Source organism: Rugamonas rivuli, from assembly GCF_009380165.1.
GTDB classification, from domain to species: domain Bacteria; phylum Pseudomonadota; class Gammaproteobacteria; order Burkholderiales; family Burkholderiaceae_D; genus Rugamonas; species Rugamonas rivuli.
The window spans coordinates 333,421-354,460 of sequence record NZ_WHUF01000001.1 but is presented as its reverse complement, the minus strand read 5'-3'; the positions used below and the strand labels follow the sequence as shown (position 1 = coordinate 354,460).

General features: G+C 60.6%; 23 protein-coding genes. 9 read left to right on the top strand and 14 right to left on the bottom strand.

Features of this window, described 5'->3' with window-relative positions; translation table 11 throughout:
* Positions 1 to 72 precede the first annotated feature (72 nt).
* Positions 73 to 1,062: a 2-dehydropantoate 2-reductase gene (locus tag GEV01_RS01625; RefSeq protein ID WP_152801059.1), complete on the top strand. Its 990-nt coding sequence runs from the start codon at positions 73 to 75 to the stop codon at positions 1,060 to 1,062.
* Positions 1,063 to 1,082: 20 nt separating this feature from the next.
* Here the strand turns inward: GEV01_RS01625 and GEV01_RS01620 are convergent, their stop codons facing one another.
* The 4 genes from GEV01_RS01620 to GEV01_RS01605 form a co-directional block, all read right to left on the bottom strand.
* Positions 1,083 to 1,277 (bottom strand): hypothetical protein, encoded by a 195-nt coding sequence (locus GEV01_RS01620; protein ID WP_229224808.1) that lies wholly within the window; start codon positions 1,275 to 1,277, stop codon positions 1,083 to 1,085.
* Positions 1,278 to 1,414: 137 nt separating this feature from the next.
* The gene (locus tag GEV01_RS01615) at positions 1,415 to 1,675 is read right to left on the bottom strand and encodes a hypothetical protein (protein ID WP_152801055.1); all 261 of its coding nucleotides are present in this window, start codon (positions 1,673 to 1,675) and stop codon (positions 1,415 to 1,417) included.
* Between the two features lie 14 nt (positions 1,676 to 1,689).
* Complete coding sequence (locus GEV01_RS01610) at positions 1,690 to 2,088, bottom strand: hypothetical protein (protein ID WP_235914133.1); 399 nt, start codon at positions 2,086 to 2,088, stop codon at positions 1,690 to 1,692.
* A 47-nt stretch (positions 2,089 to 2,135) separates the two neighbouring features.
* Entirely contained in the window at positions 2,136 to 2,666 is a 531-nt protein-coding gene (locus tag GEV01_RS01605; RefSeq protein ID WP_152801053.1) for a Cif family virulence factor, read from the bottom strand.
* A gap of 325 nt (positions 2,667 to 2,991) precedes the next feature.
* On the opposite strand from GEV01_RS01605, the gene GEV01_RS01600 reads away from it, so the two are divergent.
* Both GEV01_RS01600 and GEV01_RS01595 read left to right on the top strand, forming a co-directional pair.
* A complete protein-coding gene (locus tag GEV01_RS01600) occupies positions 2,992 to 4,542 on the top strand; it encodes a fatty acyl-CoA reductase (protein WP_152801052.1) in 1,551 nt (516 codons plus the stop codon).
* A 46-nt stretch (positions 4,543 to 4,588) separates the two neighbouring features.
* Positions 4,589 to 5,965 (top strand): wax ester/triacylglycerol synthase family O-acyltransferase, encoded by a 1,377-nt coding sequence (locus GEV01_RS01595; RefSeq protein WP_152801050.1) that lies wholly within the window; start codon positions 4,589 to 4,591, stop codon positions 5,963 to 5,965.
* Between the two features lie 90 nt (positions 5,966 to 6,055).
* Here the strand turns inward: GEV01_RS01595 and GEV01_RS01590 are convergent, their stop codons facing one another.
* The 4 genes from GEV01_RS01590 to GEV01_RS01575 all read right to left on the bottom strand — a co-directional run bounded on the left by GEV01_RS01590 (position 6,056) and on the right by GEV01_RS01575 (position 9,548).
* Positions 6,056 to 7,021 (bottom strand): M91 family zinc metallopeptidase, encoded by a 966-nt coding sequence (locus GEV01_RS01590; protein ID WP_152801048.1) that lies wholly within the window; start codon positions 7,019 to 7,021, stop codon positions 6,056 to 6,058.
* Between the two features lie 117 nt (positions 7,022 to 7,138).
* Positions 7,139 to 7,669 carry a nuclear transport factor 2 family protein gene (locus GEV01_RS01585; protein ID WP_152801046.1) on the bottom strand — a complete coding sequence of 177 codons (531 nt, stop codon included), beginning with the start codon at positions 7,667 to 7,669 and terminating at the stop codon, positions 7,139 to 7,141.
* Between the two features lie 27 nt (positions 7,670 to 7,696).
* Positions 7,697 to 8,353, bottom strand: coding sequence for a DUF6928 family protein (locus GEV01_RS01580; protein ID WP_152801044.1), 657 nt, complete (start codon positions 8,351 to 8,353; stop codon positions 7,697 to 7,699).
* A gap of 34 nt (positions 8,354 to 8,387) precedes the next feature.
* Complete coding sequence (locus GEV01_RS01575; RefSeq protein ID WP_152801042.1) at positions 8,388 to 9,548, bottom strand: serine hydrolase domain-containing protein; 1,161 nt, start codon at positions 9,546 to 9,548, stop codon at positions 8,388 to 8,390.
* Between the two features lie 156 nt (positions 9,549 to 9,704).
* Between GEV01_RS01575 and GEV01_RS01570 the strand changes: the two genes are divergently transcribed.
* From GEV01_RS01570 to GEV01_RS01545, 6 genes are read left to right on the top strand one after another with little or no spacing between them, the layout of a single operon-like run.
* The gene (locus tag GEV01_RS01570; protein WP_152801040.1) at positions 9,705 to 11,303 is read left to right on the top strand and encodes an inorganic phosphate transporter; all 1,599 of its coding nucleotides are present in this window, start codon (positions 9,705 to 9,707) and stop codon (positions 11,301 to 11,303) included.
* 13 nt (positions 11,304 to 11,316) lie between these two features.
* Entirely contained in the window at positions 11,317 to 12,237 is a 921-nt protein-coding gene (gene ppk2, locus GEV01_RS01565; RefSeq protein ID WP_175022871.1) for a polyphosphate kinase 2, read from the top strand.
* A 50-nt stretch (positions 12,238 to 12,287) separates the two neighbouring features.
* The gene (locus GEV01_RS01560) at positions 12,288 to 12,659 is read left to right on the top strand and encodes a VOC family protein (RefSeq protein WP_152801039.1); all 372 of its coding nucleotides are present in this window, start codon (positions 12,288 to 12,290) and stop codon (positions 12,657 to 12,659) included.
* A gap of 13 nt (positions 12,660 to 12,672) precedes the next feature.
* A complete protein-coding gene (locus GEV01_RS01555; RefSeq protein ID WP_152801037.1) occupies positions 12,673 to 13,041 on the top strand; it encodes a glyoxalase superfamily protein in 369 nt (122 codons plus the stop codon).
* Complete coding sequence (locus GEV01_RS01550) at positions 13,038 to 13,376, top strand: hypothetical protein (protein WP_152801035.1); 339 nt, start codon at positions 13,038 to 13,040, stop codon at positions 13,374 to 13,376. Before GEV01_RS01555 ends, GEV01_RS01550 begins: the two co-directional genes overlap by 4 nt.
* 9 nt (positions 13,377 to 13,385) lie before the next feature.
* Positions 13,386 to 13,736 carry a DUF3147 family protein gene (locus tag GEV01_RS01545; RefSeq protein WP_008448973.1) on the top strand — a complete coding sequence of 117 codons (351 nt, stop codon included), beginning with the start codon at positions 13,386 to 13,388 and terminating at the stop codon, positions 13,734 to 13,736.
* Position 13,737: 1 nt separating this feature from the next.
* Here GEV01_RS01545 and GEV01_RS01540 read toward each other — a convergent pair whose 3' ends face one another.
* The 6 genes from GEV01_RS01540 to GEV01_RS01515 all read right to left on the bottom strand — a co-directional run bounded on the left by GEV01_RS01540 (position 13,738) and on the right by GEV01_RS01515 (position 21,037).
* Positions 13,738 to 14,802, bottom strand: coding sequence for a porin (locus tag GEV01_RS01540; RefSeq protein ID WP_152801032.1), 1,065 nt, complete (start codon positions 14,800 to 14,802; stop codon positions 13,738 to 13,740).
* A gap of 73 nt (positions 14,803 to 14,875) precedes the next feature.
* Positions 14,876 to 16,192 carry an MFS transporter gene (locus GEV01_RS01535; RefSeq protein WP_152801030.1) on the bottom strand — a complete coding sequence of 439 codons (1,317 nt, stop codon included), beginning with the start codon at positions 16,190 to 16,192 and terminating at the stop codon, positions 14,876 to 14,878.
* 31 nt (positions 16,193 to 16,223) lie between these two features.
* On the bottom strand, positions 16,224 to 16,709 hold the full coding sequence (locus GEV01_RS01530) for a gluconokinase (RefSeq protein ID WP_152802268.1): 486 nt from the start codon (positions 16,707 to 16,709) through the stop codon (positions 16,224 to 16,226).
* Positions 16,710 to 16,965: 256 nt separating this feature from the next.
* Positions 16,966 to 17,334 carry a VOC family protein gene (locus GEV01_RS01525; RefSeq protein ID WP_070269793.1) on the bottom strand — a complete coding sequence of 123 codons (369 nt, stop codon included), beginning with the start codon at positions 17,332 to 17,334 and terminating at the stop codon, positions 16,966 to 16,968.
* A 63-nt stretch (positions 17,335 to 17,397) separates the two neighbouring features.
* On the bottom strand, positions 17,398 to 19,722 hold the full coding sequence (locus GEV01_RS01520) for a GH92 family glycosyl hydrolase (protein ID WP_152801028.1): 2,325 nt from the start codon (positions 19,720 to 19,722) through the stop codon (positions 17,398 to 17,400).
* A 112-nt stretch (positions 19,723 to 19,834) separates the two neighbouring features.
* Positions 19,835 to 21,037: a cyanophycinase gene (locus GEV01_RS01515; protein ID WP_152801026.1), complete on the bottom strand. Its 1,203-nt coding sequence runs from the start codon at positions 21,035 to 21,037 to the stop codon at positions 19,835 to 19,837.
* Between the last annotated feature and the right edge of the window lie 3 nt (positions 21,038 to 21,040).

Sequence of the window (21,040 nt, the reverse complement as noted above, 5' to 3'; positions counted from 1 at the left end):
CCCGGCTGCACTGCCAGCCGGGCTTTCCCTCCTGTGGCAAAATAAGCAAACTTTCCCCACACGGAGTATTCAATGAAGGTATGCATAGTCGGCGCCGGCGCCATTGGCGGATTTATCGGCGCACGCCTCGCTGCGGCCCAGGCCTGCGATCTGAGCGCCTACGCGCGCAGCGACACCCTGGCCGCCCTGCGCCAGCACGGCTGGCGCCTGCAACAAGCCGACACCCTGATCCAGGCGCCCGCCCGCGCCAGCGACAACGCAGCCGAGCTCGGCCCGCAGGACGTGGTCATCATCGCCGTCAAAGGCCAGGCGCTGGCCGCCGTGGCTCAACAGATCGCCCCGCTGCTCACCCCGGACACCATCATCCTGCCCGCCATGAACGGCGTGCCCTGGTGGTTTGGACAGGGCGTAGCGGCTATCGGCGATGAACCGCTGGCCAGCGTCGACCCGGGCGGCGCCATCGCCGCCGCGCTGCCCTACCGCCAGATGCTGGGCTGCGTGGTCCACGCCAGCACCTCCACACCTTCACCGGGACTGGTCAGCCACAAGATGGGCAATGGCCTGATCGTCGGCGAACCGGCGGGCGGCGATTCCGAACGCGCCCAACAGCTGGGCGCACTGCTGCGCGCCGGCGGCTTCGACGTCAAGGTATCGGCCGACGTCCGCTACGACATTTGGTATAAATTATGGGGAAATATGACCCTGAATCCGGTGTCGGCCATCACCGGCGCGACGGCGGACCGTATCCTGGACGACCAACTGGTGGCCGAGTTCTGCCGCGCGGCCATGCGTGAAGCGGCCGTTATTGGCGAGCGCATCGGCTGCCATATCGCCGAAACGCCCGAGCAGCGCCATCTGGTGACGCGCAAGTTGGGCGCATTCAAAAGCTCCATGCTGCAAGACGCCGAAGCCGGCCGCATGCTGGAACTGGACGCCTTGGTGGCGGCCGTGCGCGAGATCGGCCAGCGCTTGCAGCTGGCCACCCCGCACATCGACGCCCTGCTGGGCCTGACCCGGCTGTTCGGCCGCGTGCACGGCCTGTATCCGGAAGCCCAGCAATAAGCTAAAACATCAGCAGGAGATCAGCGCTCGTCGCGGTTGCCTCGTTCATCGCGGCTGCCCGACTGGCGCTGGGCTGGATCGCTGTTTTCCTTGTTCTTCGTATCGCGGCTGGTATCCACGCTCTGCTGCTGGCTGCCGCCGCGGGTGCCGCTCTGCTGCGAGCCCGGCGTGCCCGATTGTTTGCTGGTATCTTGCGGTTTTTGATTCTGAGTCATGATCATCTCCTGTGAGTGTATGAATATGAACGCCCGGCATGGCCGGTAACGCATCATCATCCAGGCGACCACGACACGGTATAGGCGCTCCACTCCGGACCGTGTAAGACAAGACTGAGTTCCTGAAGAACATAGAGCTAGCGATCAAGAAGAATTAACTGCTCCTCCGTGAATCCTGCACGCAGCGAGCAGTAAATTACTTTTCCAAGTGACCTGGCCGACTCACCGCCTCTCCTGGCGCCAGTTATATGCACACTAGGCATGGGAACTTTTTGGGCTTCAGCTTGTAGCTCATCCCCCAGAAGGAAAATTTCCGCTACAAGTTTTCCGTTTAAAAAAATATCGCCATTCGGATTAAGCTCAACGGTAACAACAGAGATCGGATGAGAACCATTCATTGCACGCTCCTGCGCTACTGGACCTGACCACGTTCATCATACAGCTCGCACTCATCTCCTTGAACTTTGGCCGATAGACGTCGAGCTATTTCCCCCATCTTTATCAATACTTCAACGTCGGCATTTTTAACTGTGATTTTCCCCCGTCGGAAAGAAAACCATACGACATCGTCGCTCTCGCCGCGGTTTGCGTGGCTAGTCCAGACCGCGATGCCTTCGTTCTCGATGCGTATGATCTCACCGCTGGGAGAGGTGGCTTCAGCAAAGCCATCCATACGCATTTCCGCATCTTCGGCAACTAGTTGTTCCCATTCAGCTATCGTAATGACAGGGCCGTCCTTATCAAACCAATTCTCTTTTCTAGTGATATGAGTTTCGTACCCCATCGCGGCTCCATCCATACAATAATTCAAGGCCAACTCCTGAGTGCGAATAATCGACTCGGGAGCTGAACTGCGTGTCAGGCACCCGGCGGAACCGGATTTTCTTCAGATGACCAGGTAACGGCGGAAATCTTCCACCCACCCTCCGTACGCACCAGCTGCCAGCTCTCCTTACCCCAAGCACTCTTATAAGTTCCGATCATAAAAGTATAATCAAACCAGACATGTGCAATATCGCCATCCGTATCGATGCGGACATTGGAGAAAGTTTCAGACTGCGGCGCTTTGTTTTTCGCGATACTGTCAATGAACTTCCGAGGACTGCCGCCCGCCTGAACCCTGATAGCTACCGGCTCCTTCGTATCCTTGATGCTGGCGTTATACCGTTCAACACTGGCATCGGTGTACGTCGCCGTCCACGTAACATCCTCGCGCAAGAAGAGCCCCATGAAAGCAGCAGTATCTTTATTCTTGATTGCCTCCTGAAACTGCCCAATAATTTTCGTGACCTGTTTCTTGCTCACGGCAGGGGTTTCGGCAAAAGCCGGTTGATGTGTAACCAGAAAAAGACCACAAGCAAGTGCGACAGCAGAAAAGACAACTCTCATCGTTTATCCCTTGGAATGAAAACTACCGATTGGCTGTGATCTTGGTGAGTAACAGCTCTAAAACTGTAACTCATTTGACAATGTTTGTCAGTTTCGATGAAGTCCCACACGTGCGGATAGCCCGAGTCCACCAAAAACCACGCGGCGTTGCGCAAATGCCTCAATGTTGCAAACGGTGCCATATCCGTTTCCCCCAGCACCACCTCCCCATGACTCGCACAGCCATGCGTTTGGCTCGCTAAGCCACTGCAAAGTCGCCAGTCACCCCTCGGTTTCGCTCTAAGATCGGCTCATTGCAGTAATGACACCGTTTCTGAGAACCCCCATGAAACCAGCTTTGAATGTGCACGCGGCGCTGTCCGGTAAGCGCGTACTGATTACCGGCAGCACCGGCTTCCTCGCCAAGGTAGTGCTGGAAAAACTCATCCGCAGCGTGCCCGACATCGGCCGCATCGTGCTGGTGATACGCGGCGGCCGCGGCAAGACCAACGGCGATGCCCGCACCCGCTTCGAGCGCGACATCGCCACTTCTTCCGTGTTCGACCGCCTGCGCGCCGAAAAGCCGGCCTTCCTGGCCGAGTTCTTCGCCGAGCGCATCGAATGCATCACCGGCGAAGTGACCGAGCCCTGCTTCGGCCTGCCACTGGCAGGGTTCAACACGCTGGCCCGCCGTATCGACCTCGTGGTCAACGCCGCCGCCAGCGTCAACTTCCGCGAAGCACTGGACGAGGCGCTTGCGATCAACGCCCTCAGCGTGCAGCACATCGCCGAACTGGCGCGCATCGCCAACGCGCCGCTGGTGCAGGTATCGACCTGCTACGTCAACGGCTACAACCGCGGCGACATGCTGGAGCAGAACGTGACGCCGGCGCGCGCCGCCATCCCGCGCCACGCCGACGGGCATTATGATTTATACGGTTTACTCCAACACCTGCAGCACCGCGTGGCCGCCATCAAAGCCGACACCAGCGATGCCGAACAACTGCCCCGGCGCCTGACGGAGCTGGGCATCGCCGAAGCCAACTACCACGGCTGGAACGACACCTACACCTTCACCAAATGGATGGGCGAGCAGTTGGCGATGCAAGCCATGCGCGGCAAGACGCTGACCATCGTGCGCCCTTCCATCATCGAAAGCACGCTGCAGGAGCCGGCGCCGGGATGGATCGAAGGCGTCAAGGTGGCCGACGCCATCATCCTCGCCTACGCACGCGGCAAGACCAGCTTCTTCCCGGCCAAGCCGAACGAGATCGTCGACATCGTACCGGCCGACCTGGTCGCGAACAGCATCTTGCTGGCAGCAGCAGAGGCTCTGACCGAACCTGGCGCTATGCGCATCTACCAGGCTTGTACCGGCTCGGCCAATCCGATCTCGGTGGGCCGCGTGATCGAATTATTCCAGACCGAATCGCAACGCAACTGGCGCAACTACGAGCGCCTGTTCTACAACGAGCCCAAACATGGCTTCCGCGTCGTGAGCCGTCCCGTATTCCTGTTGATGCTGCGGGCCATGAGCCTTGGCGCAACCGCCTGGAGCGGCGTACGCCGCCTGCTGGGCGCGGGCGAATCGCCCAAGCTCGAAGCACTGCGTACCACGCAGCTGCTGGCATTGACGTTCTCGTTCTACACCGCGCCGCGCTATGTGTTCCATAACAAATCGCTGATGGCGCTGGCCCGGCGCTTCGGCAGCGAAGACCAGGCGCGCTACGCGGTGGACCCGGCCATCATCGACTGGCCGGACTACCTGTGCCGCATCCACATGACGGGCTTGAACCGTTATGCGCTGCGGCCGCGCTCACCCAAATCGGTGGAAGCGGCAGCGGCGGCAGCGCCTGCGCCGACGACGGAAGCAGAAGCACGACCAGTAAAAATATAAGCGGACACCGACAAAGATTCGGCGCCGCACGAGGAGACAGCATCACATGAGCAAACCAACCGCAGCACCGGCGGCAATGACGCGGCGCGACTATGCATGGCACCGCATGGACACCGACAAGAACCTGATGGTCATCAACAGCATCCTGCTGTTCGAAGGCCAGGTCGACATGGAGCGGCTGATTTCCACCATCGGCCTGCGCCTGCCCAACTACCCGCGCTTCACGCAGAAGGTGGTGCAGCGGCGCGGCCGTCCGCACTGGGTCGAGGACGACCAGTTCAACATCGCCCAGCACATCAAGCTGGAACAGATGTCGCAGGAAGTCAGTCGCGAAGAGCTGCAGGGCCACATGACCCGCATCGCCCACCTGCCGCTGGAACGCGACCGGCCGATGTGGCATATGACGGTGCTGGACCGCGTCAACGGCGGCCACGCCATCGTGTTCCGCGTCCACCACTGCATCACCGACGGCCTGGGGCTGGTGCATGTGCTGAACCACCTCACCGACGACAACGGTGTGCATGGCCGCACGCCCTCCCCGGTTGGCCATCCGCACCGCGCCACGGTGGCGCACAACGCCGTGTGTTCGGCGGTGGCGCGCGGCGTATCGTGGCTGAAGATCGCCTTCCACGTGGCGCGGCTGTCGGTGCTGTGGCCCGACGCGCAGAGCCAGTTCAAAGCGCCGATGACGGGCGCCAAGCAGTTGGTATGGCTTCCGCCGCTGGAGATGGACCGCGTGCGCGCCATGTCCAAGCGCATGGGCGTGACCTTGAACGATGTGTGGGTGGCGGCCGTCTCCGGCGCGCTGCGCCAGTACCTCGGCGAACGCGGACAGCGGCCCGACGGCCGCGCGCTGCGCGCCGCCGTCACCTTCAATCTGCGCGAGAAGGCCAACGCTTTCCAGCTTGGGAATGAGTTCGGCCTGGTGGCGGTGGATCTGCCGACCAATGTGGACGATCCCTGCGTACGGCTGCGCCAGTCCAGCGACCGCATGACGGCCATCAAGCGCTCACACCAGCCGCGCGCGACGATGGCTTTCCTGTCGATCGCAGGCTGCCTGCCGACCGCCCTGCAGCACTTCGCGCTGAACCTGTTCACGTCCAAGGGCTCGGTGGTGCTGACCAATATTGAAGGCCCGGGCAGCCGCCGTTACCTGGCCGGCTCGCGCATGACGGATCTGATCTGCTGGGTGCCGCAGGCAGGCAAGCTGGGCGTGGGGTTGGCCTTCATCTCGTATGCGGGACAGATCCAGCTGGCCCTGTTCGTCGACACCGACCTGGTGCCCGACCCGGAGCGCCTGATGACGCTGACCTACGATGCCTTCGAGGAACTGGAGCTTGCCACCCGCGCCGCGCCGGCTGAAACGCCAGAGGAAGCCGTCGACAGCGAACTGACCGGAGCACCGCTGGCCCCTGCCCGTTAGCCAGTCGTATCGAAGTCCGTGCCGGGGAAGAAGCGTTCAATAATGCGCTTCATTTCCGGCGTGGCGTCGCCATTAGTCGCCGCCCTGGTGTCAGATGGAACTGCTCGATGAAGTGGATTGGACTTTCGTTTGCACCAAATGAGGGGCGCTACGGCTGTATCTTGGTCGATCCCTTAGTCCCGCTTCCTTCCGAAGTCTGTTTTCGGTAAACACATTTCCTTTCCAGGCACCAAGCCCAACTGTACTCATCTCCTCGTTTTTTACTCTCTCACCATCAAAGTCCGTCTCTCCGTCAACAGCGCTGCCTGTCAGGTAATGGAGAGCATGAATCAGCTCGTGAGCCAACACGAGCCAAGACGGCGTATCAAAGGCATAATTCGCATTGCAGGGGTCATAATCAACACACAATACCCTTCTAATCTTACGTGCTCCGCTTCCCCCAGTTTGGTCTTTGTCTTCAGACCAAGTGCGCCCCTCGCTATAGTAGATTGCAGATGATTCCTTCGCCATCGCTGCTTTCGTCTCAGTTATCAGAGACAAGCTCACTTCAGAAGGGCTGGAATCAGTCAAGGATGGCGCGGAGCCCGACGAAGTAACAACGGTTGTCGACGACGACTCCGGGCTTGGATGAGACAACGCGAAGACGCCTAGAGTTGACCTTGGGCCGGGAAGAGCATCTGCGGATGACGATGAGGAGCTCTCGCTTGAACGAAGCAACCCCGGGGTATTAAAAGATGAAGCAGGCCCGGATGAAGTAGCCGTAGATGCCGAGGATGGCCCTCGGTTTGGAGGTGGCGCCACACGGATAGCCCGGCGTGCACCTCTTATTTGCTGGTTTTCACGTCGCTTGTTTGCTTTAATCGTTACCGACTTCCCTGCTTCTATCTCGCCTTGTATGTAAACAAGTAAAAGTTTTCCAGTCTTATATTTGTAGATATCGTCTAAATCCCGAAGAACACGACCTAAAAAATCGCTTCGAACGAGTGCCATAGTCTCGTGATCCAATTTAAAATCATCTTCTATTCCGATGCCAAACTTTGTTCTGGTAATCGCCATCGATCCCTCCTGGTTGCCCTTTCCTATAGCGTAGCATGTTGTTAATTTTAAAAGTACTCAAAATCTCCGATGTGATCGACGCCGCATCGACTCAGGAGTTGAATCATGCATCAAGCATCAAGCATCAGGCTGCACCGGATTTTCTTCAGATGACCAGGTAACGGCAGAAATTTTCCACCCAGTCTCCGTTCGCACAAGCTGCCAACTTTCCTTGCCCCAAGCGCTTTTATAGGTCCCCACCATGAAAGTGTAATCAAACCAGACGTGTGCAATATCGCCGTCCGTATCGATGCGGACGTTGGAGAAAATTTCAGACTGCGGCGCTTTGTTTTTCGCGATACTTTCAATGAACTTACGAGGGCTGCCACCTGCTTGAACCCTGGTAGCCAAAGGCTCCTTCGTGTTCTTTATGCTGGCGTTATAGCGTTCGACACTGGCATCGGTGTACGCGGCCGTCCACGTAACATCCTCTCGCAAGAACAGCCCCATAAAGCCGGCTATATCCTTGTTCTTGATTGCATCCTGAAACTGCCCAATAATTTTCCCTACCTGCTTCTCGCTCACACCAGTGTTTTCAGCAGACGCTGGCTGATGCAGCGATAGAAGTAGACTGCAAGTCAATACGGCAAAAGAAAAAACTATTTTCATCATTTCTCCTTATGGAATCAAAACTCGTCACCAGATTTTCCACCACGATTTCCCAGGCGCTTGCTTAGCCGCTTCCTCAGGCCTCCTGAGGTAGTAGTTGAACTTGGTCTTGTAGTCCCACTCATCCCATGGGGCTACGCCAAAGAGCCCGTCCATGACCTGGCCAAGCATACGTGCGGTAACGTAGGCCTCCGTGGCTATTTCTCCCGACTCCATGTTGCGGTAGGCCAGCTCGCCGTCTTCGTCGACAAGCTGCTCAGCTTGCAACCACGGCAGTTCAAGTTCCATGGGGACGCCATCATCGCTCGTCTTATCCAAGGTGTGTACGCGCGAACGAACTCGCACGCCCTTTTCCCAGATGGCATAGCCGAACGAACCGCCGGAGTCGTAGTGGCAGAAAACCACAATCACCTCCGGGCTTCCGAGTGCAGATAACAGCGCCGGTTCCAGCGCCTGCCCTTCGAAAAGAACTCGTTCCGCAAGTTCACCGTTGTAAATAAAGGTCGCACCGTTCTTCGATTCGACCGCTATGTTGCCCGGTACGCGAATGTCATGATAGTTTCGAATTTCAGAAGCCGGAATGGGGTGAAATGCGCTGCCGAAGGCACGCCGTATCATCTCCTGCTCATCCCCTGGAGTGAATGAGTCAGGCTTAAATGCCACACCTGCTGTCGACAATCCCATTACGTTTTCCTCCTTGGCCGCTATTGGCTGGAACTCAAAGAACCTTCACTCGTGTTTCGACTACCTGCTCCATGGATTCAACCGCGTCGAAGATGTGCGCCAACGCTCCTTCCATGGCTTTGGCGGTCGCGTTACCGCTTTGGTTGGTGATGATAAAAACTGCCAACTCATACTTGGGAACGATGTAGGCATAGCATTGCGCGCGCGGCACCCCGCCATGATGGACGAAGTGCGTGCCCAGCTGTCGGCTCTGGCCTATGTTCCAAAAGTAGCCGATGCTGAAGTCATCCTCAAAGCGCGCCAGCGGCTTGTGCGATTCGGAAACCGCAGGATGGCCACTCAATTGCAGCCGAAGGTACTTCACCATATCCGGCATGGTCGCCTTCAGATTGCCCGCCGCACCCCAAGGCAGCTGGGGCATCGGCGACGTGGGGACCGGATTGTCGCTGTGATAGCCAGGCGCCAGCCGGCCCACGGCATCAGCAGGCAGGCGCAACCGTACGTCATGCATACCGGCTTCGCGCGCCAGGAATTTTGCGAGCAGCGATTCGTATGGCTCACCGTAGATTCGCTCCAGAACGTGCGCGACCAACTCCGTACCCACGCTCGAATATGCATAGTTCTTGCCTAGCGGACCTTCGATATCAACTTGGTGCAGGTCTTTCCAGAACTGCGGCTGTCCATAGTTTGCATAGGCGAGGTTCAGTTTTCCCGGGGTGCCGTGATCCGTGAAATCCTTCAACACCGTATTGACTTGAAGCGGCAGCATTCCCGGCAAGCCGCTGGTGTGCGTGATCAAATGGCGCAAGCGGATCGGCTCACCACCGGACTGCAAATTTGAATAGCCGGACGGTAAATATTGTTGGACAGGTTCGTCAAGCTTCACCTTGCCTTCGATGACCGCATTCGCCAGCAACAACCCGGCGAAGGTCTTGCTGATCGAACCTATTTCGTACAGCGTCGCATCGGTGGGCCGATTGGCTTTTCCTGTTTCCAACTCCCCCTCATGCACGATGAATTCCTTGCCGCGATAAACCACTACGATCGAGGTGGCGTGCAGCAGTTTTGATTGCAGCAAACTTGCCGCTGCCTGCTTCATTGCCGTGGGAACGTCAGGTGCCGGCGCGGCCTCCGCAGGTTTGCAGAAGGCCAGCAGCAATCCCATTCCAGCAATAGCGACGGAAAGTCTGATCATCGGAAAATCTTCAAGTTACGAGGATACTATTCTCTCACAGTGAATTGCCAAACTGGAAAACAAGAACTTTCGACACTATTGCGATAGATGTCGTCATATCTCTGTCATATTCGACAAGTACATTCAGCTACCACCTTGATACTGGAGCTGAATCGCATGAATACAGTCGTCCAACCCGCGCGGGTCAGCCCTGCCGAGAGCAAGAACACCCCCATCACCGCCGCCGTCTTCTTCCTGCTGCTGGTGGCCGGCCTGCTGTTCAGCGGCTACAGCCTGCGCACCGACGTCACCGAAGCCGGCCCTGTCGCCACCAACTGGCTGCCTTACGTACTGCTCGGCGTGGCCCTGCTGATCGCCCTCGCCTTCGAATTCGTCAACGGCTTCCACGACACCGCCAACGCCGTCGCCACCGTCATCTACACCAACTCCATGCCGGCCAACGCCGCCGTCGTCTGGTCCGGCTGCTTCAACTTCCTCGGCGTGCTGACCTCCAGCGGCGCGGTCGCCTTTGGCATCATCTCGCTGCTGCCGGTCGAACTGATACTGCAAGTGGGTTCCGGCTCCGGCTTCGCCATGGTGTTCGCGCTGCTGATCGCCGCCATCGTCTGGAACCTGGGCACCTGGGCGCTCGGCCTGCCGGCATCGTCGTCGCACACCATGATCGGCTCCATCCTCGGCGTCGGCATCGCCAACGCGCTGATGCACGGCCGCGACGGCACCAGCGGCGTCGATTGGACGCAGGCCGCCAAGGTCGGCTACTCGCTGCTGCTGTCGCCGATGGTCGGTTTCCTGTGCGCCGCCTTGCTGTTGCTGGCGCTGCGCGCTTTCGTCAAGAGCCGCGAGCTGTACGAAGCCCCGGTCGGCAACACGCCGCCGCCCTGGTACATCCGCGGCCTGCTGATCCTGACCTGCACCGGCGTCTCCTTCGCCCACGGCTCCAACGACGGCCAAAAAGGCATGGGCCTGATCATGCTGATCCTGGTCGGCACCGTGCCGATGGCCTATGCGCTGAACCGCGCAATGCCGGTGGACCAGGTCACGCAGTTCGTCGCCGTGGCCCAGGTCACGCAGCAGTCGCTGCAAAGGTATCTGCCGCCCAACGCCCTGCCTGCGGCCGAGCCGCGCCCTGCACTGTCGGCCTACATCCGCAGCAAGCAACTGACGCCGGAGGTCGTGCCTGCGCTGGCCGCGCTGATCGGCGACATCCGCAACGCGGTCAAGCAGCATGGCTCGCTGGCCAAGGTGCCTGCCGAAACCGTGGGCAACGTGCGTAACGATATGTATCTGGCCGCCGAAGCGATGCGCGTGATGGACAAGACCAAGGCCGTGCCCTTCGATCCCGACACCTCCGCCAACCTGAAGGCCTTCAAGCAGCAGCTGGACGACGCCACCAAGTTCATTCCGCTGTGGGTGAAGGTGGCGGTGGCGATCGCGCTCGGCCTGGGCACCATGGTGGGCTGGAAGCGCATCGTCGTCACCGTCGGCGAGAAGATCGGCAAATCCCACCTGACCTACGCGCAAGGCGCGTCGGCCGAAATGGTGGCGATGCTGACCATCGGCGCGGCCGATGCATACGGCCTGCCGGTATCGACCACGCAAGTGCTGTCGTCCGGCGTGGCGGGCACCATGGCCGCCAACCGCTCCGGCCTGCAATGGTCCACCGTCCGCAACCTGGCTATCGCCTGGGTGCTGACGCTGCCGGTGGCGATCCTGTTATCGGGTTCGCTGTTCTGGCTGTTCTCCCACATTTTCTGACCCAGGATAGACCATGCGACTGAATGAAACCGATTTGATGGAACGCGTGCAGCGCGAACTGACCGACAGCTATGACGAAGAGCTGGAGATGGAACTGGAAGACCGCGAGATCGATCCAGTCACCCGCCAGGTGCTGGTCAGCGAACGCAGCGACGAAGCCAAGGAAGCCCGCCGGCTCTACTTCCGCGAGCTGTTCCGCCTGCAAGCGGAGCTGGTCAAGCTGCAGGACTGGGTGGTCCACACCGGCCACAAGGTCGTGATCCTGTTCGAAGGCCGCGATGCCGCCGGCAAGGGTGGCGTCATCAAGCGCATCGTCCAGCGCCTGAATCCCCGCGTGTGCCGCGTGGCCGCGCTGCCCGCGCCGAACAACCGCGAGCGCACGCAATGGTACTTCCAGCGCTACGTGTCGCACCTGCCTGCCGCCGGCGAGATCGTACTGTTCGACCGCAGCTGGTACAACCGCGCCGGCGTCGAGCGCGTGATGGGCTTCTGCACCGACGAGCAGTACGAAGAGTTCTTCCAGACCGTGCCGGAATTCGAGCGCATGCTGGCCCGCTCCGGCATCCAGTTGATCAAGTACTGGTTCTCGATCTCTGACGAGGAACAGAACGCCCGCTTCCTCGGCCGCATCCACGATCCGCTCAAGCAGTGGAAACTGAGCCCGATGGATCTGGAATCGCGCCGCCGTTGGGAGGAATACACCAAGGCCAAGGAGATCATGCTGGAGCGCACCCACATTGCGGAAGCGCCATGGTGGGTGGTGCAAGGCGTAGACAAGAAGAAGGCCCGCCTGAACTGCATCCACCACCTGCTGGAGCAGATGCCGTATGTGGAAGTCGAGCATCCGGCGATCCAGCTGCCGGAACGCGAGTACCACGACGACTACGTGCGCCGCCCGGTGCCCGCCGAAATCATCGTACCGGAAGTGTACTGAGCGACGTTGCTGTGCTAAAGTTGGCCGATCATCCATGTTAGGAGATCGACATGCAACTCGGCGCGTTTTCCATCAGCCTGGCGGTCAAGGACTTGGCCGCCTCGCGGGCTTTCTATGAAAAACTGGGCTTCAAGCAGTTCGGCGGCAACCCCGCGCAGAACTGGCTGATCCTCAAGAACGGCGACCATATCATCGGCCTGTTCCAGGGCATGTTCGAGAAGAATATGCTGACCTTCAATCCGGGCTGGGACCAGAACGCCGCAGCGCTGGACAGCTTCACCGACGTGCGCGAGATCCAGCGCCAGCTGAAGGCGCAAGGCCTCGCCCTCGCCTCCGAGGCCGACGAAACCACCGCCGGCCCGGCCAGCATCATCCTCACAGACCCCGACGGCAATCCCGTTCTGATCGACCAGCACCTGTGAGAGGGCCTTCGCCATGAACCTGAGCCGCATCACGCCCATACTGAGAAGCTTCGACGAAGCGCAGACGCTGGAATTCTATGTCGGCTTCCTCGGATTCAAGGTCGATTGGGAGCACCGCTTCGAACCAGGTACGCCCTTGTACATGCAGGTATCCCGTGGCGACTGCGTGCTGCACCTGACCGAACATTTCGGCGATTGCAGCCCGGGCAGCGCCATCCGCATCGAGACCAGCGGGCTGGATGAATTCCACGCCGCGCTGCTGGCCAAGCAGTTCAAATACGCACGCCCTGGCATCGAGGACATGCCATGGGGCAGTCGCGAGATGTCGATCAAAGACCCATCCGGCAACCGGCTGACCTTTGTCGGCGCCGACACGCCATGAAGCTGCTGCTCGCACTATCGCTGGCGTGCATCACGGCGCACGCGGACGACGGACAAGCAGTACTCAGCTCCACCGGCGGACAGCTGACCCGCTCGACCTTCGCCAAGGGGCTGCAGGAGCTGAAGCTCGGTGCGGTGCCGGCCACAGATAAGCTACAATCCCGCGACGCACAGATGTCCAACGCCATCGCCGGCGCCGCGAAAAAGGACTTTATCCAGGAAGGGATCGAAGCATCCCGGAAAGCGCTGCTGGCGTGCCAACAAGAGACGTCCGCCGTGCTGGTCATGCCATCCTTGCGCAGCGACAGCCAGCAGGCGCATTGTTATCGGTTTTAAAGGAAGTGTATGGCCTGGTTAATCATCAAGTACTTATTAACGTCCGCTGTTGTGGTAGGCGTATCCGAGTTTGCCAAGCGCAGCGACCGCGTGGGAGGCCTGATCGCCGCGCTGCCGCTGGTGACGGTACTGGCCTTGATCTGGCTGTACGTTGAAAAACAGCCCGAGCAAAAAATCGCCAATCACGCCTGGTACACCTTCTGGTACGTGGTGCCGACGCTGCCGATGTTCCTGGCCTTCCCTCTCCTGCTGCCACGCATCGGCTTTTGGCCGACGCTGCTGGCATGCATAGTCCTCACCATCGTTTGCTTCGGCCTGTTCGCGATGCTCGTACGCCGCTTCGGCATCGAGCTGCTTTAACTCAGAAGCGGTGGCGTAAGCCGACGGTGAACTGACGGTTGCCGATACCCGGCTCCTCGCTATTACCTTCCGTGTAGCCGCCGCCGTTATGGTTGCGTATCAGCGCATAGGAGGTGTAGATATCGGTGCGTTTGGAGAACGCATACATATACGCCAGCGCATACTGCTGCGCATCCTGATTCCGCGCGGTGCGGTCGTTCTTGTTGATATACGTCGCAACCACGGTGCTCAGGCCGCACGGCACCGTCACGCCAAGCAGCACATCGCGGCTGTCGGTGGAGGCCACCGGCGCCGGGCCATCGAAATTGACGATGGAGCTGTTCAGCGGCGAGGAGTTCAAGCCACGGTCGACACCATAACCAAACCAGGCCTTGGCCGGACCAAAATCATAGTTCGCACCCAGCAGCGTATTGCGCGCCGAGCCAGTGTTCTTCAGGGTGGCCGTATCGTTGTTCTTGTTGTGGTAAGCCAGCCGCACGTTCAGCGGACCACGGCTATAACCAAACGATCCACCCAGCGCGCGGCTGGCGCGCTGGTCGCCTGCCACCTCGCCCGCCACATACATGGCGTCGGCGCTGAAGCCCTCAATGACCGGCGTGCGATACAACACCGAATTACCAGCCCGGAATCCGGTCGACGACATCAGATTGTTGGAGCGCGCGATCCCGTTGCGCAGCGGGTCGACCACGGTATTGAGCGTGGTGAACAGCGGTGTGTCCTGCAAGCCCGCAGACACCGCGCCGTACTTGGTGCCCAGGCCGACGATGCTGGTGCGGCCGAACAGCGTGCTGTTCTGCGTCGAGACTCCAGTGTCCGCATGAATCCCGCCTTCGATCACAAAGAAGGCCGACATGCCGCCGCCCAGGTCTTCGTTGCCACGGAAGCCCCAGCGGCTTTGCGTCGCCATGCCGCTGGTGGCGCGGGTCGATGTGCCGGCGATGCCGCCGCGGTCTTGCGAGATACCCATGTCCATCACGCCGTAGAACGTCACATTGCTTTGCGCCAGTGCGGCTGCGGAACAAGTAGCCAGGGCGAGCGCACCCATTGCATAAATGCTTTTTTTCATTTTTGTCTCCAGATTTGTGTGTCGGTGAGACGGCGCGCTGTCGGCGCCGCCTCATCCGCAGGTAGGATTTACATCAGCGCGCCGGCTGGATAGCGCCGCGCGGCTCAGGGTCGGGGATGGCTTCGATCTTGCCGAGCACGAAGACGAAGGACACGATGCCGATCAACAGAATCACGCCAGCGACCATGAAGGCGTTGGTGAACGAGTTGGTGGCGCCGACGATCATGCCGGTGACGATAGGAGCAGCCGCGCCCATCAGGTTGTTGGCAAAGTTCATGATGCCGCCGATGGTGCCTGCGCCGCCCTTCGGCGCTATCAGCGATGGCAGCGACCAGCCCACCGGCGCCGCCGAAGCCAGGCCGCCCAAGGCGATGGAGATCCAGAAGATCGCCCAGGCAGGATCGGTGGTCTGCGTCGCGCCGAACACGGCCAGGCCCAGCACCATGCCGCATACCAGCACGCCTTTGCGGACCAGCGATTCGTCCTTGCCACGCGAGATCAGGTGATCGATCAGCCAGCCGCCGACGAACAAGTCGGCCACCGTCGCCACCAGCCACGGAATCGCCGCGTAACCGGCCGACTTCAGGATACTCATGTGCATGGTCTGCACCAGATAGCCAGGCAGCCAGGTCAGGAACAGATAGAACGAATAACCGTAGGCGGCGAAGCCGATGGTCAGGCCCCAGATCTTGGTTTTGGTCAGCAGATAGCCCAGCATATTGAGCGCGCCCGCTTCGGACGGACCTTCCGGCGAAGCGCCACCGTCCTGGATGTAACGCAGCTCTTCCTTGCTCAACTTGGGATCGGCGCTAGGATCGCGGTACAGCACATAGAACGCGATGAAATAGCTGAAGCTCAGCACAGCGGTCAGGCCAAAGCCCCAGCGCCAGCCGAAGGTGACGATGGTCAGCGCCAGCAGCGGCACGCCGATCACGTTGGAGAACTTGGCGGCGGCGTCGAAGATCGCCGTTGCCATGCCGCGCTCATTGCGCGGGAACCAGTAACCTGTAGCCTTGGCGCTGACCGGGAAGGCAGGCGCTTCGGCAATGCCCAGCAGGATGCGCGCAGCGAAGATGCCGGCGAAGCCGCTCGAAAACGCGGTGATCGTAGCCGCCAGCCCCCACAGGAAAGCCCCCCAGCGGCCAACGCGGGTAGGACCGAAACGATCCATCACCATGCCGACCGGAATCTGCAGCAGCGAATAGGACCAGGCGAAGGCACTGAACAGCAAGCCCAGTTCGACCGGCGTCAGGTTAAACAGTTCCTTGATCTGCGGCGCGGCCACGGACAGGCCGATGCGGTCGATGTAGTTGATCAGGACGCCTACTCCGAGCAGCGCGCCTATGCCCCAACGCCGCTTCGGTATCTTCTTGGTGATATCGGTTTTCATTCTGTCTCCCAGTTAAATTATGGATGGCACGCTATTGCTGCGGCTCCGGATACTGCAAAATAAGACTGACCAGCTGCGATGGCGGCAGCGTCAGGTCCAGGCGCAAGCCCGATTCATCGGCCTGCAGCGGTTCAAGATCGCGCAACTGGCTGTCGAGCAAACTTGTTGGCATGTAGTGACCGGTGCGGGATTGCATGCGGCTTTCGATGACGGCACGTTCGCCGTCCAGATGAGCGAAACGCAGCTCAGGGTCGGCCTGGCGCAGCAGGTCGCGGTAGCGCCGCTTGAGGGATGAGCAGGACAACACCAGCCCCTCGCCCCGTTGCGCCGCTTCCCGGATTTTGGCTTGCAGCGTCAACAGCCAGCCGGCCCGGTCGCCGTCATCGAGCGGCACGCCGGCCGACATCTTGGCGACGTTCTCCGCCGGATGAAAAGTGTCCCCCTCAAGGAAAGGCACCCCAAGTTCCGTGGCCAGGCGAGATCCGATCTCGCTCTTTCCACAGCCACTCACTCCCATGACGACCCAACGATATACCGCACTATTGTTCACAGACACTCCAAATTGTTAGCGCTAACAAGACCTGTAGTCTAGCCGGTCGTCATTTTTTGTAAAGGATAATCCGTGTTGCGGCGCACAAACTGTGGTGTGGCTTGGACGCTATGGCCTATCCCACTACTTTGACCATAATTCCGCTTGAAAATTTAGAGCCGAAATGTTAGCGCTATCAATCAAAGACAAAAAAAAGGCCGCGCATTGCTGCGCGGCCTGCATATCATTTTCCTTCAGGCGGCTCCCACAGCTCGACCTTGTTGCCGTCCGGGTCGATCACCCAGCCGAACTTGCCGTACTCCGATTCATCGACCTTGTCTTCGACCTGGCAGCCCTCGGCGCGCAGCGCGGCCAACAGCGCATGCAAGTCATCCACCCGATAGTTGAACATGAACGGCGCGGTGCTCGGAGCGAAATAGTCCGAGTCCTGCTTGAACGGGCTCCACGCCGTGGTTCCCGTGCCGGACCAGCGGAAGGCGACGCCGCCCCACTCCGACACATCGAAGCCAAGATGAACCCGATACCACTCGGTCAGCCGCTTCGGGTCTGGAGATTTGAAGAACACACCGCCAATGCCGGTGACACGTTTCATATAGGGCTCCTGAAAGTAGTGGAACGGCTACTGTACTCCCATGCAGGAACCCGATCAAGCCACTCAGTAAGCGGTCTGCGTGTACGGACGCGATGCCGGGCCTTTGCCCCAATCGGCATTCGGCTTGGCGGACATGGTGAACACCAGCTCGCCGCCGGCGGTGATCTGCTCATGACGCAGGAAGCTTTGCACCAGCGGCTTGCCGTTCAACGTCACGCCGGCCACATACACGTTCTCCGCGCTCAGGCCCACGCTGCGGATGGTGAAGGTCTTCCCGTTCGGCAGATTCATCACCGCCTTGTCGAGGAACGGGCGGCCGATCACGTACTCATTGCTGCCCGGCGCAACCGGGTAAAAGCCAAACGCCGTAAAGGCCAGCCATGCCGACATCTGCCCCAGGTCATCGTTGCCCGACAAGCCCGCCGGCGTGGTGTTGTACTGCGACGCCACCACCTGCGTCAGCCGCTTCTGCGTCTTCCACGGCGCACCGGCGTAGTTGTACAGGTAAGCCACGTGATGCGACGGCTCGTTGCCATGCGCGTAGTGGCCGATCAGGCCGGAGATATCCTCCATGTGCGCATACACCTTCTCGTCCACTTTGGCGTCGAACATCATGTCGATCTTGTTCTGCAGGCCGGCGTCGCCGCCCAGCATGCGGATCAGGCCTGCGTTATCGTGCGGCATATACCACGAGTACTGCCACGCGCTTCCCTCGGTATAGTCACTGCCGAAGTTGGACAGCACCGGATCGAAAGGCTCGCGGAAGGTGCCGTCGGACTTCTTCGCCCGCAGGAAGCCGGTCTTCACGTCGAAGGAATTGCGGTAGTTCTGCGCCCGCTTGTAGTAGCGCGCCGCGATATCCTTCTTGCCCATCTTTTCAGCCATGCGGGCGATGGTCCAGTCGTCGAAGGCGTATTCCACCGTCTTGGACGCCGCTTCCGGTTCCAGGTCGATCGGCACATAGCCCAGCTTCATGTAGTGCTGAAGGCCACCGTACGGGCCGTACTCCGCGCTGCTGGTCATGGCCCTCAAGGCCTCCTCGGCGTCGAAGCCCTTCAGGCCCTTCATGTAAGCGTCCGCAATGACGGGCACCGCGTGGTAGCCGATCATGCACCAGGTTTCAAGGCCGTGGAACTGCCATACCGGCAGGATGCCGTAGGGGCTGGCCTTCTGCGATTCGATCAGCGAGCGCACGAAGTCCACATTGCGCTGCTCCGGCTGGATCAGCGTCAGCAAAGGGTGCAGCGCGCGATAGGTGTCCCACAGCGAGAAGGTCGAGTGGTAGCGGAAGCCCTGCGCCTGATGGACTTCGTTGTCCGGGCCGCGATAGCGTCCGTCGCGGTCCATGAACAGGCTGGGCGCCAGCATGCTGTGGTACAGCGCCGTGTAGACCATCTTGCGCATATCGGGTGCGGCTTCGATCGCCACCGCGCCCAGCGCCTCGTTCCATGCGGCCGATGCCTTGGCGCGTTCGGCGTCGAAATCCCAGCCCGGCATCTCGGCCAGGTTGGCGATCGCGCCCTCTTCGCTGACGGCGGAAATCGCCACCTTCACTTCAAGCTGGCCGTCCGCCGGCACGCCGAAGTCCAGCGCGCCGACCAGCGCCTTGCCCTCGACCATAGCCTTGTCACCCGGGCCGCTGCCAGGGCCGGCGAAGCCTTTGTATTCAACGTCCGTCTCCATGTTGCGCAGTGCGCGCGACGCCAGCGGATGCGAGAACGAGATGGCGAAGTACAGCTGCCGTCCCGCCGCCCAGCCCCGCGTCTCGCGCATGCCGGTGATGAGCGTGTTGTCACGCACCCGCAGGCGCGACCACAGATTCTTGGCCTTGTAATCGTAGATGCTGCTGCGCAGGTCCAGTATCACCTTGGCCGATGCGCCCTTGGCATAACGATAGCGGTGCATGCCCACGCGCTCGCTGGCGGTCAGTTCGACATCGACCTCGTTGTCCATCAGCTTGACGGCGTAGTAGCCCGGCTCCGCATGCTCGTCCTGGTGCTTGAAGCGCGAGCGGTAGCCGCTGAAGGGGCGCTCGGGATAGCCCGGTTCCAGCTTGGTCTCGCCGCTGTAGGGCATCAGCAGCAGGTCGCCCAGGTCGGAGTGGCCGGTGCCGGAGAAGTGGGTGTGCGAGAAGCCCAGTATGCTGTCGTCCTCGTAGCGGTAGCCGGCGGCCCAAGGATAGCTTTGGCGGAACGGCCGCACCTGCGTATCGGGGCTCAACTGGATCATGCCGAACGGCCGCGCCGCACCGGGGAATGTATGGCCGTCGCCGCCGGTGCCGATGAAGACATCGACCGCAGCGGCGGGCGTGGACGGCTGCGCCGCGATGGCGGGAACAGCGAGTGCCAGCGCAAGCGCGCCAGCCGGCAGGAGTTTGGTGACAGACATTCGGCTTCCAATCGTAGGGGGCGATCCAACTTTATAGCCCTGCACGCGGCACCGGTCAACCGGATGCCTTCTTGAAAGCCGCTTGTTTAGCGAATCCGCTAAACTTCCACCCCTATTTGTACCACGGACGGGTAATTTGCAGCGGCCGCACGTCGAGCCGCAGATTGAGGATCGAATACCCCTCCGTCGCTGCCGACGCGTAGCCCACAGTGTCGGCCACGCGGGTGAACTTGAATTCGAAGCCCAGCTCCTGGCGCGGCTCGCCCGGCGCGGCGGTGGCGATGCCGATCGCCTCGGTCTGCGCGTTGTCGATCAGCCTTTCCATCGTCACCAGTACAGCGTTGTGGCCGAGGATGTCGGACGAATACACGGGGTCCTTCAGATAGGGCTTTTGCGGATCGACCTTGCCATCCACCTTGTCGGCCGATGGCGTGTAATAGCGCGTGGACAGGTTGTAGCGGTCGCCGCGATCCAGATAGCTGATGCGCGCGTTCGAGATGTTGAAGTCCTTGCCGTCGCCAACCACCGCCTGCGACAGGTCGAGCAGCAGCGCGCCCTGATAGCCCAGCACCTCAACCTCGCGTGCAGCATTAATCACCATCGCCGTGTTTTCGTCGATGCCCAGTCCCAGCTTGTAGCCCTTCTTCAGCATGGCCGGCAGCATGCGGGCGAAGCGTCCGCGCGCCAGCAGGTGCTGGTCCACGAAGACGTCGTTGCCGATGAAGCCCAGGCCCGGCGCCAGCTCGCGGCCGTCGTTGACGCCCTCGCTCATTGTGGCGAACACGGTCCTGGCGTTGTAGTACATCGTGCTGCTCATGACGGCCGCGCCGGCGCTGGTGCCGGCGATCACGCCGCCGCGCCGGTAGAGATCCCAGATCGCTTCCAGCACCGCAGTGCGGCTGCCGTCCGGACGCACCAGCGCCTGCGTAATCAAGGCCTGGTCGCCGCCGGTAAAGTAAACGCCGCCGGCCGAGCGGATGGAGCTTGCCAGCGCCTGGTCTTCGGCATCGCGCCGGAAGTCGCGGTCTTTCAGCCGCGCCGACAGCGGCACGATAAAGGCTGCCGCGCCGTAGCGGTTCAGGTTAGCCGCCAGGTTGGCGCCGGAGCGTTCAGGATTCGCGGCAGCCGTCGGCAGGACGGCGATGCGCGCCCCGGCTCCACCGGCCAGCTGCACCACCCGCTGCCAGACCACTGCATTATCAGCCCTCAACGCGCCGCCGATGATGACCAGCGAACCTTGCGGCGCGGCCTCCGCCGCATACGCCTGCATGCACCACACCAGCCCAGCCAACAACAACCCTGCAAATCGCCTCATACG

Excerpts from the sequence above, each read along its gene's own strand:
- GEV01_RS01540 (WP_152801032.1), bottom strand. The coding sequence starts at position 14,802 with ATGAAAAAAAGCATTTATGCAATGGGTGCGCTCGCCCTGGCTACTTGT.
- GEV01_RS01530 (WP_152802268.1), bottom strand. The coding sequence starts at position 16,709 with ATGGGAGTGAGTGGCTGTGGAAAGAGCGAGATCGGATCTCGCCTGGCC.
- GEV01_RS01605 (WP_152801053.1), bottom strand. The coding sequence starts at position 2,666 with ATGAGAGTTGTCTTTTCTGCTGTCGCACTTGCTTGTGGTCTTTTTCTG.
- GEV01_RS01580 (WP_152801044.1), bottom strand. The coding sequence starts at position 8,353 with ATGGGATTGTCGACAGCAGGTGTGGCATTTAAGCCTGACTCATTCACT.
- GEV01_RS01595 (WP_152801050.1), top strand. The coding sequence starts at position 4,589 with ATGAGCAAACCAACCGCAGCACCGGCGGCAATGACGCGGCGCGACTAT.
- GEV01_RS01625 (WP_152801059.1), top strand. The coding sequence starts at position 73 with ATGAAGGTATGCATAGTCGGCGCCGGCGCCATTGGCGGATTTATCGGC.
- GEV01_RS01535 (WP_152801030.1), bottom strand. The coding sequence starts at position 16,192 with ATGAAAACCGATATCACCAAGAAGATACCGAAGCGGCGTTGGGGCATA.
- GEV01_RS01590 (WP_152801048.1), bottom strand. The coding sequence starts at position 7,021 with ATGGCGATTACCAGAACAAAGTTTGGCATCGGAATAGAAGATGATTTT.
- GEV01_RS01520 (WP_152801028.1), bottom strand. The coding sequence starts at position 19,722 with ATGTCTGTCACCAAACTCCTGCCGGCTGGCGCGCTTGCGCTGGCACTC.
- GEV01_RS01550 (WP_152801035.1), top strand. The coding sequence starts at position 13,038 with ATGAAGCTGCTGCTCGCACTATCGCTGGCGTGCATCACGGCGCACGCG.
- GEV01_RS01570 (WP_152801040.1), top strand. The coding sequence starts at position 9,705 with ATGAATACAGTCGTCCAACCCGCGCGGGTCAGCCCTGCCGAGAGCAAG.
- GEV01_RS01600 (WP_152801052.1), top strand. The coding sequence starts at position 2,992 with ATGAAACCAGCTTTGAATGTGCACGCGGCGCTGTCCGGTAAGCGCGTA.
- GEV01_RS01515 (WP_152801026.1), bottom strand. The coding sequence starts at position 21,037 with ATGAGGCGATTTGCAGGGTTGTTGTTGGCTGGGCTGGTGTGGTGCATG.
- GEV01_RS01585 (WP_152801046.1), bottom strand. The coding sequence starts at position 7,669 with ATGAAAATAGTTTTTTCTTTTGCCGTATTGACTTGCAGTCTACTTCTA.
- GEV01_RS01555 (WP_152801037.1), top strand. The coding sequence starts at position 12,673 with ATGAACCTGAGCCGCATCACGCCCATACTGAGAAGCTTCGACGAAGCG.
- GEV01_RS01620 (WP_229224808.1), bottom strand. The coding sequence starts at position 1,277 with ATGACTCAGAATCAAAAACCGCAAGATACCAGCAAACAATCGGGCACG.
- GEV01_RS01560 (WP_152801039.1), top strand. The coding sequence starts at position 12,288 with ATGCAACTCGGCGCGTTTTCCATCAGCCTGGCGGTCAAGGACTTGGCC.
- GEV01_RS01615 (WP_152801055.1), bottom strand. The coding sequence starts at position 1,675 with ATGAATGGTTCTCATCCGATCTCTGTTGTTACCGTTGAGCTTAATCCG.
- GEV01_RS01575 (WP_152801042.1), bottom strand. The coding sequence starts at position 9,548 with ATGATCAGACTTTCCGTCGCTATTGCTGGAATGGGATTGCTGCTGGCC.
- ppk2 (WP_175022871.1), top strand. The coding sequence starts at position 11,317 with ATGCGACTGAATGAAACCGATTTGATGGAACGCGTGCAGCGCGAACTG.
- GEV01_RS01525 (WP_070269793.1), bottom strand. The coding sequence starts at position 17,334 with ATGAAACGTGTCACCGGCATTGGCGGTGTGTTCTTCAAATCTCCAGAC.
- GEV01_RS01545 (WP_008448973.1), top strand. The coding sequence starts at position 13,386 with ATGGCCTGGTTAATCATCAAGTACTTATTAACGTCCGCTGTTGTGGTA.